The organism is Myxococcus sp. AB025B (assembly GCF_006518215.1).
GTDB classification, from domain to species: Bacteria; Myxococcota; Myxococcia; order Myxococcales; family Myxococcaceae; genus Myxococcus; species Myxococcus fulvus.
The window spans coordinates 18,269-30,263 of sequence record NZ_SRLW01000103.1 but is presented as its reverse complement, the minus strand read 5'-3'; the positions used below and the strand labels follow the sequence as shown (position 1 = coordinate 30,263).

Below are 11,995 nucleotides of genomic sequence, written 5' to 3'. Positions count from 1 at the left end.
GCCCCGGTCTCCACGAACCAGGGGGATGGGCAGGTGCAGCCGGGGGACAAGCGGACGGTGACCACGGGGGATGACACGCTGAACCTCCGCCCCGACGCGGGGACGTCCCAGAAGCCCACGGGCAGCTTCCCCTCGGGCGCGCGGCTGGAGGTGGCCACGCCGCCGGATGGGGGGCCGTCGGAGAAGAACGGCTTCATCTATGTGCGCGGGCCCGGCGGGGAGACGGGCTGGGTGAGCGCGGAGTACACGCGGGAGCTGACGGCGGAGGAGGCCGCGCAGCCCGCCGCCACGGGTGGCATCACCACGCCGGCCGCCGAAGCGTACCAGAGCGTCTTCGTCAACCAGTTCGCCGCGGAGAAGGAGGTGGGCGGCGACGCCAGCAACGCCAACTGCGGACCTTCCTCCACGCTGACGGCGCTGCTCAACGAGGGGCTGGAGATTCCGGCCATCCCGGGCATCGAGCACAACGGCACCACGGGCGCGGACGTGCAGGCGGTGCGCTACTGGGGCAACCAGGCGGACGACACGGACAGCGACGGCGTCTACACGAAGGAGGACGGCACGCTGGCGTACTCGCTGGATGGGACGGGCAACGAGAACTCCACGTTCACCGGCTTCAAGGACGTGGAGAACGCGGTGGCCGCGGCGGGTGGGACGACGTCGAGCGTGGCCGCGAACTCGACGGCCATCATGACGGCCATCGACAACAACAGCACGGTGGTCATCTCCGGCACCTTCGTGGAGAAGAAGCCGGCCCCGGAGGGGACGCCCGAGGCGCTGGTGAGCCCCGAGGGATACCTCTACGTCGACAGCGATGGGGACGGCGCGCCGGACCTGCGGAATGGCGTGCCCGACGAGTGGCACCAGAAGGCGGATACGTGGAAGGGCCAGCACGGCTCCACCATGCACCTGGTCGCCGTGGTGGGCAGGACCCCCGAAGGCAACTTCATCGTCTGCGACCCCGCGCACACGAAGCCGACGGCGGCTCCCATCGAGCTGTCTCCCGCGGAGCTGGATGCCTTCATGCGCGGCAACCCGGGCGCCATCGCCGTCAACGGAGCGAGCACGCCGGAGACGGAGACCAGGGGCGGGTAGTCCCCGTGTGAGCACGGCCGCTTCTCCGGTTCGCAGGGGGAGCGGTCAGCGCGAGCGCCGCGAGGAACCAGGCGCGCGCGGTGCCCCGCTGGCTCGACAGGGGCTCGCTGCCACGGCGCCAGGTGGCGCGCGTTCCATCTCCGGCTCGTCGAGGGCGGCGTCAGCGCAGGCGCCAGCGGTGGCGCAACGCCGACCTGGGCACGAACAGCAGCACGAAGACGATGAGCAGCCACGCGCCCACCACGCGGGTGTTGCCCGTCCCGAAGCGCATCAGTCCCGCGCACACGCCGACGCAGCCCGCCACCGCGAGGCACCGCGTGAGCGTGTTGGGCAGCAGCGCCAGCAGCCCCGTGCCCACGGTGGAGTGCCGCGCGAAGATGCGCCAGCCCCGGTAGGACTGCTCCTCGGCGCGCAGCTTCTCCAGGAGATACGCGTAGCGCTCCGAGTCCGCGCGGCGCTCCTGCTCCAGTCGCTCGAGCGCGCCCTGGCGCTCCTCGCCCTGCTCACGGGCGCGCGCCTCTCGCCGCTCCAACGCGAGCCTGGCCCGGTGCTCCAGTTGCTGCGGCGTCCCCAGGTCCGCGCCGCACTGCTGACAGTGCTTCGAGTAGCGCCCGTTGTCGGAAGCGCACACGACGCAGCGCGGGAAGTCCCAGGCCTCCTCCAGGCTCGCGGCGCGCGGCTCCAGCACCACGGGCGTCTCCGCCTTGAAGCGCTCCAGGTGGGCCTCGGGGACGTCCCCCTGGGGCATCGCGCCGCGCTCGGCGATGTCCTCGAAGCGGCGGCCACCGTCCTGCAATTGGGAGGGTTGCTCGCGCTTCGAGCGCTCACTCCGGTCCTTCTCCAGGTGCAGGAAGCGCGACAGCTTGGGACTCATGGTGCCCTCTCGACCAGCGCGCCCGAGGACGAGGCCGGACGCGTGCGCCCCTTGGCCCAGTCGCGCAGGCGGCGAATCTCGTCCCGCATCGTCACCGACAGCGGGAAGGTGTCCCGCAGGGTGCGCACCAGGTGCTGCTGCGTCAGCTCGGAGTTCTCCGCGAAGGCTTCGTACAGACCGGCCACCACCACCTGCTCGATTTCGGCGCCGCTGAAGCCCTGGGTGAGCGTGGCCAGCTCCGCCACGTCGAAGTCCGAGGGCTCGCGCTTCCGGCGTCGCAGGTGGATGCGGAAGATGTCCTCCCGCTCGGCCTGCTCGGGCAGGTCGATGAAGAAGATCTCGTCGAAGCGGCCCTTGCGCAGCACCTCCGGGGGCAGGCCCTCGATGCGGTTGGCGGTGGCGACGACGAACACGGGCGCCGTCTTCTCCTGGAGCCACGTGAGCAGCGTGCCGAAGACGCGCGCGGACACGCCGCTGTCCGCGGTGCTCGAGGAGGCCACGCCCGACAGCCCCTTCTCGATTTCGTCCACCCACAGCACCACGGGCGCCACGCCCTCGGCCACGCGGATGGCCTTGCGCAGGTTCTCCTCGGACGAGCCGATGAGCCCGCTGAAGATGCGGCCCATGTCCAGGCGCAGGAGCGGCAGGTTCCAGTGCGCGCTGATGGCCTTCGCGGTGAGGCTCTTGCCGCAGCCCTGGACGCCGAGCAGCAGCAGCCCCCGAGGCTCGGGGAGGCCGAACTGTCGGGCCCGCTCGCCAAAGGCCGCGGTGCGCTGGCTCAGCCAGGCCTTGAGGTACTCCAGCCCGCCCACGTTCCCCAGGGACTCCTCGGGGGGGTAGTACTCGAGCAGCCCGCTCTTGCGAATCACCTGACGCTTCTCGTCCTGGATGCGCTTGATGTCCTCGGGGCTCAGCTTGCCGTCATGGGCGATGGCCTTGGCGAAGGCGTTCTCCGCCTCCGACATCGTCAGCCCGAGCGCGGCCTTGATGAGCTGGTCGGCGTGCTCGCGCGACAGCTCGATGGTGGCCTTGTTCGTGCGGCGCACCACCGCGACGATTTCCCGCAGGAGCTTGAGCAAGTCGTTGTACCCGGGCATGGGCACGTCGATGACGGAGACCTCCTTCTCCAGCTCCACGGGGATGAGCAGCGTGGGCGACAGGAGGATGACGGTGGTGAAGGTGCTCTTGAGGAAGTGCGCCAGCTCCCGCAGGGCGCGCACCACGCCCTTCTCCTCCAGGTAGGGATGGAAGTCCTTGAGGACCACCAGCGCGGGCTCGCCCAGCTTCTCGATGGCGGCCAGCGCGTCCAGGGGGTTGCGCGTGTCGTCGGGCAGGGGCGCGGCGCGCGTGGTGCCGGAGGCGCGCAGGCCCTTGGTGATGGACCACTGGAACAGCGCCTTGCCGTGCGCGCGCGCCAGCTCCGCGAGGATGGCGTCCACGCGGTGCTCCTCCCACGACACCAGGTAGAGCAGCGGGTAGCGGGCCCGCACGAGGATGTCGAGCTCCTCGAGCCACGGCTCGGCGGGACGGTGGGCGTTGGCGCTGCCAGGGGCGGGGGACGACATTCCCCTGCTACTCTAGTGGGCCCCCTCGCCAGACGAAAACGAGGGGCGCTGCAATGGCTTGCGCCCGACAGGGGAGCGAGCGCGAGGGTGGGGTCACCCGTGTTTGGAGGTGTGCGTCATGGGGACTCGACGGCCCTCTGCGTCGGAGCGGAGGGCGGCCGCGAGGACCTCCTGGACGAGGGCGCCGTCATCGAGGGTGGCGAGCCCGTCGCGAGGCGCGTGACCTCGCAGGCCGAGGAACCGGCGCGCGGTCTCCACGTGGGCCTGGGCCCAGGGTTCGAGCTGTCCGGGGTGGGGCTCGGCGCCGGGGGCGATGTCGCTCCAGCCGCCGTGCTCGAAGCCGCGGATGGGGGAGATGCACCAGCCCTCACGTGAGGGAACATAGCCCGCGGAGAAGCCGACCTCCCAGTCCTGGCCCAGCAGGCTCCAGCCCCCGTGGATTCCGGGCTCCGCGCAGGCGGCGTGGGTGAGGACGAGGACCGCGCCGTTGGAGAGCCCGACGTGCAGCGCGGCGGTGTGGATGGGGCGCCCGGAGAGCGTGGCCTGAACCCACAGCGGCGTCGCGTCCGTCAGCCACAGCGCGGCGTCGAGCACGTGGGACAGGCCGCCCCAGTCTCCCGAGGCGTCCTCGACGTTGGATTCATGGCGCGAGACGAAGCCGGTGCGCAGTGTGACGACGAGGTGCTGCGCCTTGCGTCCCGAGAGCCAGGACTTCAGTGCGCGGAGGGGTGGCAGCATGCGATAGGGGAAGTTGACGGCGCTGGGGCTCGACAGGGCACGGGCGCGGAGGACGACGCGCCGCGCGTCCTCGACGGTGCGCGTGAGGGGCTTCTCGCATAGCACCGAGCGCCCGGCTTCGAGGGCCGTGAGCAGGTGCGACGCGTGCAGGGCATCGGGGCTCGCGACCACGACAGCGTCCACGGCGGCACACAGCTCATGGACCTCCGTGGTGGCGAGGGGAATTCCCTCACGCTCGGCCACCGCGCGCGTGGACTCCGGGGAGCGGCCGCACAGCGCCACCACCTGCGCGCCCGCCGCGCGGAACGCGCCCACGTGCATGAGTCCCCACCGGGTGCCGATGATGCCGATGCGCGTCGACATGCGGCGCCACCCGACAGCGCTGGCGCGGGAGCGACCCGGCGACGCCCGTTCCATCTCCGTGCCATGCTGCGCCGGCGCCCGTCCTCCCCGAGTCCGGACATGACCGAGCAAAGGCCCGCCATGCAGCCCGCAGTCCCGCTCGACGCTCCCGCCGTCGACAGCGTCGCGCCGTTCTATCCGCCCGTGCGAGGGACCCGTGAGGAGGCGCGCACCCCGCTGCTGCTCGCGGCCGTGCTCGCGCCCATCCTCGTCGCCACGTTCTTCCTCAGTCCCGCCGGCAAGCTCAACTGGTTGCTGGAGGTGGGCCCCGGTCTCGCCGGTATGATTGCGCTGGCCGCCACGTTCCGCCGCTTCCCGATGTCGCGCTGGGTCTACGTCTGCGTCTTCCTGCACATCCTCGTGCTGACCTACGGCGGCTACTACACCTACGCGCTCACGCCCCTGGGCAACTGGGTGCGCGACGCGCTGGAGCTGTCCCGCAATCCCTACGACCGGCTGGGGCACTTCGTGCAGGGCTTCTTCCCCGCGTTCATCATCCGCGAGGTCCTGCTGCGCTCCACGCCGCTGCGTCGGGGCGGGTGGCTCAACTTCCTCACCGGCTCGGTGGCGCTGGCCATCAGCGCCTTCTACGAGCTGCTCGAGTGGTGGGCCGCGCTCGCGCTGGACCCGGCCGGCGGTGACGCGTTCCTCGGCACCCAGGGCGACATCTGGGATGCGCAGTGGGACATGTTCCTCGCCCTCTGCGGCGCCGTGCTGGCCATGCTCCTCTTCGGCCGCGCCCACCTGAGGAGCGTGGAGCGCCTGGTGACCCGCGCCCGCGTCACATCCACTTGAGCGAGTAGCGCTGCATCCCCATGCGAGGCGTCGTCTTCGCCTCGGTGACAATCTTCCCGAAGCCCATCAGGAAGCCCCGGAACGTCCCCAACAGCAGCGGGGCCGGCAGCCGCGAGCCGCTCTCCAGCTCCGCCGCCAGCGGCATGAAGGCCACCGTGCGCGCGCTGTCCGTCGAGGGCAGCCCCTTCACCAGCGAGCGCAGCACCAGGTCGAAGTCGCCGAACACCTTCTCCACCGAGTCGAAGCCCTTGGCCCGCGCCAGGGGCAATGTGCGCATCCCCGAGCGCTGGGCGATGGCCTCCACCGCCCGGTCTCCCAGCGACTTGTGCAGCTCGCGCATGAGGTGCACGTAGTCCTCCCACGCGTACCACGTGTCGTCGCGCATGCCGTTGATGGTGCGCTGGTGCGTGGGAAAACGCGACGCCGCCGCCGTCATCGAGCCGAGGATGGCCTTGAACCAGGCGCCCTGGATTTCGCCGGACATGGAGTGCTCCCCCTGACGTGGACACACTCCACCTTCATGCCGCGCCCGGAGCCAGTCTGGGGCCTGCGCCTGCGTGCACGGCTCGACGCTCGCCGCGCGCTTCCGTCACCCGGTGGATGCTCCGCGCGTGCGCCGGATGACAGCCGCCCTCACGCCGGCAGCCGCACCTGCACCCGCGTGTGACCCGGCGCGGAGAGCACGCGCACGTCCCCGCCATGCCGCTCGATGATGCGTCGGCTGATGTCCAGCCCCAGCCCCGCCGCGTTCGGCTTCGTGCTGAAGAAGGGCTCGAAGATGCGCGGCATCAAGTCCTTCGGGATGCCGGGCCCGTCGTCCGCCACCTCCACCACCAGCCCCCGCGCCTCCGTCCACGTGCGCAGCCGCAGCGTGCCGCCCCGCTCACCCAGCGCCTCCAGCGCGTTGAGCACCAGCTGCGTCCACACCTCGTCGAGCGCGTGGGCCTCCGCCTGGAGCTTCGGCGCGTCCGAGGCGAACTGACGCTCGATGCGGACGTGGTCCCCCTCCAGCCGGTGACGCAGCGCCGACAGCGCGTTCTCCAGGCCGTCGTGGACGTCCACCTCGGAGGTCTGCGCCCGGTCCATGAAGCTGTAGGCCTTCACGCCCTCCACCAGCGCGTGCACCCGCGCACTGCCTCGCTCCACCTCCGCCAGCAGCACGTCACCGCTCACCGCGGCCACCAACCAGGACAGCGTGTCGCGCAGCAGCGCCTCACCCACGCGGCGCGCCACCGAGTCCAGCCAGGCCACGTCCAGCCCGGAGGCCACCAGCGCGGGCGCCACGTCCCACGCGTCCGTCATCCCGCGCAGCTCCAGCCACGAGCCGATCTCCTCCTCGCGCTGCGTGCGCGCGAGCGGCTCCAGCGCCGGCGTGGCCCGCGCGCGGTCGGCGGCCTCGCGGGGCAGGGCCAACAGCGCCCCGCGCTGCGCGGAGGACAGTCCGTGCTGCCCGAGCGCCATCGCCCGCGCGGACACCAGCCGCAGCGTGTCCCGAAGCCGCGACGCGCTCCGGTTCGCCGACGCCGCGGGGTTGCCCAGCTCCGGTGCGAGCCCCGCCACCATCTGCCCCGGCTTCAGCGCCAGCGGCTGCTGCGTGGACACCACCTCCTGCGGCTGGGTGCGCTGGGCCGCGACCTCCATCAGCCCCCGGCTCAAGGACGGGGCCAGTCGCAAGAGCTCCCAGAAGGCGGCGGGCTCCAACCTCAACAGGCGCACGTCCGTGTGCGCGTGCCCGGTGGTGGGGTAGGGCGAGTTCAGGAAGAGGATGAGCTCCCCGAAGATGTCGCCTGCCTCCAGCGCGCCGGTGGGCGTGTCCTGCTCGCCCACGCGGCGGGCCCACACCGTGCGGCCCTCGAGGATGATGGAGAGCCCGTCCGCCGGGTCGCCCTGCGCGGCGACGCGGGCCCCCGCTGGGAAGTGGAGCTGCCGCCCATGGCTGGCCACCCAGTGCAGTTGCTCGTCGCCCAGCCGGGAGAACAGCGGTACCCGGCGCAGCGCTGTGACGATGTCCTCGCTTCCCATGTCGCCTGGATGCTGCCTGGGTGGACGGAAGGGTGTCCATCTCCTCCTGCACCCGAGGCCCGGAATCGTCCGAACGTCCGGTGCGCGCATTGTCCACCCACATCCGGACAGGGCAGGCAGCCGCCGCCCGAGGGCCCCTCCGGGAGGCGGACAGCGGAGCGCGGACGACGGCGGGCACGCAGGGCGGGGCGCACTGTTCGGGGGAACCCCGTCGAAAAGGAGCTTCCGCATGGAGCCGCATGTCGCTCCCCCGCCACGCCCCGACGCCCCAGCTCCGGTGCCGCGTCCCACCCTGGCGAGCGCGGAGGACGGAGACGCGGCGGAGCGCTTCCTCGCGGAGCTGCGAAGCAGCACCCTCTTCTCGGAAGTGGACGCGGAGGAGGCCGAGCGCCTGCGCGCCGAGTCCACCCACCTGGAGCTCCAACCCCAGGAGTGGCTGGGCCACGAGGGCGAGCCCGCCTCCTTCTACCTCATCCTCGAGGGCGAGCTTCGCATCACCAAGACCGTGGGCGGCGTGGAGACGCTCATCTCCGTGTTCCGCGCGGGCGACTTCTTCGGCGAGGTGCCGCTGCTGCTCGGCCAGTGCTTCCTCGCCAGCAGCCGAGCGCTCACGCACTGCCGGCTCCTGCGGCTGTCGCACCCGTCCTTCTGGCGGATGCTCGCGGACTGTCCCACGGCGAACCAGCGCATCCTGAGCAAGATGGCCGAGCGCATGAAGGCGCTCCAGTCCATCTCGCTCCAGCAGGAGAAGCTCGCGTCACTCGGCACGCTCGCGGCGGGGCTGGCGCATGAGCTCAACAACCCCGTGTCCGCCGTGATGCGCGGCGTGCGCGCGCTCGGCGACCGTCTGCGCGAGCTGCCCTCGCTGGCCCTGTCCCTGGATTGCCGCACGCTGTCCGAGCCCCAGGTGCGCGCGCTGGAGGCGCGCGGCTCGGTGGCGTCCGAGACGCTCAACCCGCTGGACAAGGGGGACGCGGAGGACGCGCTCGCGCGCTGGTTGGACGCGCGTGGCGTGGAGGAGGCCTGGGTGATGGCGCCGGACCTGGTGGAGTCGGGGCTGTCGCTCGAGCAACTGGAGCGCGAGCTGGCGTCGCTGTCGGGCGAGGTGCTGAAGGGCACGCTGCGCTGGGTGGCCGCCACGCGGGGCATCTCCGTGCTGCTCGACGAGGTGGGGCAGGCGGGAGGCCGCATCGCCTCGCTGGTGAACGCGGCCCGCGCGTACACGTACCTGGACGAGGCTCCGCTGCAGCGCGTGGATGTCCATGACGGCCTGGAGAGCACGCTGGCGGTGCTGGGCCACCGGCTGCGCGGCGTCCACGTGGTGCGCGAGTACGACCGGAGCCTGCCGCCCATCACCGCGTACGGCACGGAGCTCAACCAGGTGTGGACCAGCCTCATCGAGAACGCGACTGACGCCATCAAGGAGAACGGTGGCGGCACGCTGCGGCTGCGCACCCACCGGGACACGGACCACGTGGTGGTCGAGGTGGTGGACGACGGGCCCGGCATTCCGCCCGAGGTGCTGCCGCGCATCTTCGACCCGTTCTTCACCACGAAGGGCGTGGGCGAGGGCACGGGCCTGGGGCTGAGCATCACCCACCGCGTGGTGTCCCTGCTCCACCAGGGCGAGGTCATCGTCACCTCGCGCCCCGGCGAGACGTGCTTCCAGGTCCGTCTGCCCTTCGAGCTCGACGGTGCCTTCATCCCCGAGCCCGCGCGTCCGCGCGCGCCCTCACCGCGTCAGCGTCCGGAGCCCGAGGAGCTGCGCGGCGCATGAGCCTCACTTCAGGGGCAGTCGAATCTGGAAGACGGTGCGGCCCGGCCTCGACTCCACGCGCACGTCGCCGTGGTGCCGGTCCACGACGACGCGGCGGATGATGTCCAGGCCCAGCCCGGTGCCCTGGCCCATGGGCTTGGTGGTGAAGAAGGGCTCCCAGATGCGCTCGAGCAGCTCGGGCGGCACACCGGGCCCGTCGTCGACCACCTCGACGAGGAGGGCGTCCTGGTCCTTCGCGGTGCGCACCGTGAGGTGGCCCTTGCCGCCCATGGCGTCGATGGCGTTGTCGACCAGGTTCGTCCACACGTGGTTCAGCATCCCGGGCAGCGCCTGCACGCGCGGGAGGCTCCGGTCGTACTCGCGCTTCACCTCGACGCCGTGCTTCAGCTTGTAGTTGAGCAGGAGCAGCGTGTTCTCCAGCCCCTCGTGCACGTCCACGGGCTCGGGCTGCTCCTTGCCCGCGTGGGTATAGGACTTCACCGCGCCCGCCAGCTCCGCCAGCCGCGTGGTGCTCTGCCGCACCTCCGCCAGCAGCGCGCGCGTGCGCACCAGGGCCTCCAGCCACGCGAGCGCGTCCGGCAGTGCCTCGGCGGGCAGGGCCTGGGTGAGCGGCTCCAGCTGCGCCTCGCCGATGCCCGCGTCCAGCAACGTGGGGGACAAATCCCACGCGTTCACCACGCCCCTCGCGTCCATCCACGTGGCCAGCGCGTCCTCGGCGTCGCCGCGCGTGAGCGGGTCCAGGTCGCGGGTCGCGCCCCGGCCCTGGCTCTGCCGGCAGGTGCGCAGCAGCAGCTGGCGCTGGGCCTGCGTCAGTCGCCACTGGTCCAACGCGACGGACAGGTCCTCCTGCGCGTCCATGGCCTGGGTGAGCTGCTCGGTGGCGCGGCGGCCCGCGGAGGCCGGGTTGTTCATCTCGTGCGCGAGCCCCGCCGCGTGTCGCCCCAGCGCGGCCAGCTTCTCCTGTCGCAGCACGGTGTGCTCCAGGCAGCGCAGTCGCTCCTGGGGCTGCTTCGGGTCCACGGACACGTCACACCTCGCTCAGGTACTGGTGGATGAAGGAGATGGCGATGGAGCCCTCGCCCACGCCGGAGGCCACGCGCTTGATGGAGGCGTGGCGCACGTCACCCGCGGCGAAGATGCCCGGCACGCTCGTCTCCAGCAGGAAGGGCGCCCGCTCCGGCTTCCACCCCTTGGGCCGCTGCCCGGCCGGCATCAGGTCCGGGCCGGTGAGGATGTAGCCGCGCTCGTCACGCGCCACCAACCCGTCCAGCCACTCCGTCCTCGGCACCGCGCCAATCATCACGAACAGCGTGCTCGCCGGCACGGTGCGCTCGGGCTGTCCCCGCGTGGCGAGCGTGACGGACTCCAGATGCGCGCCGCCCTCCACGCGCGTCACCTCCGTGTCGAGCAGCACCGTGACGTTGGCGAGCGAGCGCACCTGCTCGACCAGATAATGGGACATGCCCTTCTCCAGCGAGTCCCCGCGCACCACCAGCGTCACCCGACGGGCGAACTGCGCGAAGTAGAGCGCGGCCTGTCCGGCGGAGTTGGCGCCGCCGATGATGTAGACCTCCTCGTCCTTGCACGACAGCGCCTCCGTGCGCGACGAGCCGTAGTAGACGCCCGCCCCGGTGAGCGCCTCCATGCCGGGCGTGGAGAGCTTCTTCCACTGCACGCCCATGGCGAGCAGCAGCGCGTGGCAGCTGAGCTCCGTGCCGTCCGCGAGCGTGACGATGCGGTACGGGTCCTCCACGCGCAGGTGGCTCACCTCCTGCGGCGTCAGTATCTCCACCCCGAAGCGCGCGGCCTGCGCCACCGCGCGCCGCGCCAGGTCCGAGCCGCTCAGCCCCGCGGGGAAGCCCAGGTAGTTCTCGATGCGCGAGCTGGTGCCCGCCTGGCCTCCCGGCGCGCTGCGCTCCACCATGACGGTGCCCAGCCCCTCGGACGCGCCATACACCGCGGCCGCCAGCCCCGCGGGGCCTCCGCCGATGATGACCAGGTCGTAGAAGGGCTTGGTGGCGCGCACCTTCAGGCCGATGCGCTCCGCGACCTCCAGCGTGGACGGGCCCATCAGCCGCGTGCCGTCCGGGAAGAGCACCAGCGGCAGCTTCTCCACGGCGGCGCCTCCGGCCTGCGCGAGCAGCAGGCGGCCCTCGTCGCTGGCCTCCACGTCGAGCCACTGGTAGGGCACCTGGTTGCTGCCCAGGAAGTCGCGCAGCGCATGTGAGCGGGGGGCCCAGCGGTTGCCCAGCACGCGGAGGCCCTCGAACGTCGGAGGGTGGTGCGCCCACCACTCCTCCAGCAGGTCCGTCAGCACCGGATACAGGCGCTCCTCGGGCGGCTCCCACGGCTTGAGCAGGTAGTGGTCCAGCCGCACCTCGTTGATGGCGTGGATGGCCGCCTGCGTGTCCGCGTACGCGGTGAGCAGCACGCGCCGGGCCTCGTCGTAGAGCGTCTTCGCCTGCTCCAGGAACTCCACGCCGGACATGCCCGGCATGCGCTGGTCCACGAGGAAGAGCGCCACCGGGTCACCCCGCAGCCGCAGCTGGCGCACCGTCTCCAGCGCGGACTCTCCGCGGTCCGCGCTGAGCACCCGGTACTCGCGGCCGTACTGGCGCCGCAAGTCGCGCTCCACCGCGCGAAGCACCTCCGTGTCGTCGTCCACCGCGAGGATGACGGGCTTGGCCATGCGCACGCTCCTCCGGGAAGGAGCGCATCGGCGCGGCT

At 71.8% G+C, this 11,995-nt stretch carries 10 protein-coding genes; 3 read left to right on the top strand and 7 right to left on the bottom strand.

The genetic code is table 11. The features are described 5' to 3' along the window. Positions 1 to 1,095 (top strand): SH3 domain-containing protein (locus FL311_RS44115; RefSeq protein ID WP_194869259.1); only part of this gene is annotated, 1,095 nt, incomplete at its 5' end. A 160-nt stretch (positions 1,096 to 1,255) separates the two neighbouring features. Here FL311_RS44115 and FL311_RS18895 read toward each other — a convergent pair. The 3 genes from FL311_RS18895 to FL311_RS18885 all read right to left on the bottom strand — a co-directional run bounded on the left by FL311_RS18895 (position 1,256) and on the right by FL311_RS18885 (position 4,635). Then, entirely contained in the window at positions 1,256 to 1,969 is a 714-nt protein-coding gene (locus tag FL311_RS18895; protein WP_141326733.1) for a hypothetical protein, read from the bottom strand. Beyond that, the gene (locus FL311_RS18890) at positions 1,966 to 3,534 is read right to left on the bottom strand and encodes an AAA family ATPase (RefSeq protein WP_141326731.1); all 1,569 of its coding nucleotides are present in this window, start codon (positions 3,532 to 3,534) and stop codon (positions 1,966 to 1,968) included. Before FL311_RS18890 ends, FL311_RS18895 begins: the two co-directional genes overlap by 4 nt. 93 nt (positions 3,535 to 3,627) lie before the next feature. After that, positions 3,628 to 4,635 carry a Gfo/Idh/MocA family protein gene (locus FL311_RS18885; protein WP_141326729.1) on the bottom strand — a complete coding sequence of 336 codons (1,008 nt, stop codon included), beginning with the start codon at positions 4,633 to 4,635 and terminating at the stop codon, positions 3,628 to 3,630. Between the two features lie 120 nt (positions 4,636 to 4,755). On the opposite strand from FL311_RS18885, the gene FL311_RS18880 reads away from it, so the two are divergent. After that, complete coding sequence (locus tag FL311_RS18880) at positions 4,756 to 5,469, top strand: DUF2238 domain-containing protein (protein ID WP_141326727.1); 714 nt, start codon at positions 4,756 to 4,758, stop codon at positions 5,467 to 5,469. Here FL311_RS18880 and FL311_RS18875 read toward each other — a convergent pair. Next, the gene (locus tag FL311_RS18875) at positions 5,456 to 5,953 is read right to left on the bottom strand and encodes a hypothetical protein (protein ID WP_141326725.1); all 498 of its coding nucleotides are present in this window, start codon (positions 5,951 to 5,953) and stop codon (positions 5,456 to 5,458) included. The two genes, FL311_RS18880 and FL311_RS18875, sit on opposite strands and share 14 nt — an antisense overlap. Before the next feature lie 149 nt (positions 5,954 to 6,102). Next, entirely contained in the window at positions 6,103 to 7,491 is a 1,389-nt protein-coding gene (locus FL311_RS18870; protein ID WP_141326723.1) for an ATP-binding protein, read from the bottom strand. Positions 7,492 to 7,720: 229 nt separating this feature from the next. Between FL311_RS18870 and FL311_RS18865 the strand changes: the two genes are divergently transcribed. Further along, on the top strand, positions 7,721 to 9,268 hold the full coding sequence (locus FL311_RS18865) for an ATP-binding protein (protein ID WP_194869258.1): 1,548 nt from the start codon (positions 7,721 to 7,723) through the stop codon (positions 9,266 to 9,268). 3 nt (positions 9,269 to 9,271) lie between these two features. On the opposite strand, the gene FL311_RS46130 is transcribed toward FL311_RS18865, so the two are convergent. Continuing rightward, on the bottom strand, positions 9,272 to 10,294 hold the full coding sequence (locus FL311_RS46130; RefSeq protein ID WP_141326719.1) for a sensor histidine kinase: 1,023 nt from the start codon (positions 10,292 to 10,294) through the stop codon (positions 9,272 to 9,274). Position 10,295: 1 nt separating this feature from the next. Continuing rightward, positions 10,296 to 11,957: an FAD-dependent oxidoreductase gene (locus FL311_RS18855; protein ID WP_141326718.1), complete on the bottom strand. Its 1,662-nt coding sequence runs from the start codon at positions 11,955 to 11,957 to the stop codon at positions 10,296 to 10,298. Positions 11,958 to 11,995 lie beyond the last annotated feature (38 nt).

Coding starts and splice junctions, on each gene's coding strand:
- FL311_RS18895 (WP_141326733.1), bottom strand. CDS start 1,969: ATGAGTCCCAAGCTGTCGCGCTTCCTGCACCTGGAGAAGGACCGGAGT.
- FL311_RS18890 (WP_141326731.1), bottom strand. CDS start 3,534: ATGTCGTCCCCCGCCCCTGGCAGCGCCAACGCCCACCGTCCCGCCGAG.
- FL311_RS18885 (WP_141326729.1), bottom strand. CDS start 4,635: ATGTCGACGCGCATCGGCATCATCGGCACCCGGTGGGGACTCATGCAC.
- FL311_RS18880 (WP_141326727.1), top strand. CDS start 4,756: ATGCAGCCCGCAGTCCCGCTCGACGCTCCCGCCGTCGACAGCGTCGCG.
- FL311_RS18875 (WP_141326725.1), bottom strand. CDS start 5,953: ATGTCCGGCGAAATCCAGGGCGCCTGGTTCAAGGCCATCCTCGGCTCG.
- FL311_RS18870 (WP_141326723.1), bottom strand. CDS start 7,491: ATGGGAAGCGAGGACATCGTCACAGCGCTGCGCCGGGTACCGCTGTTC.
- FL311_RS18865 (WP_194869258.1), top strand. CDS start 7,721: ATGGAGCCGCATGTCGCTCCCCCGCCACGCCCCGACGCCCCAGCTCCG.
- FL311_RS18855 (WP_141326718.1), bottom strand. CDS start 11,957: ATGGCCAAGCCCGTCATCCTCGCGGTGGACGACGACACGGAGGTGCTT.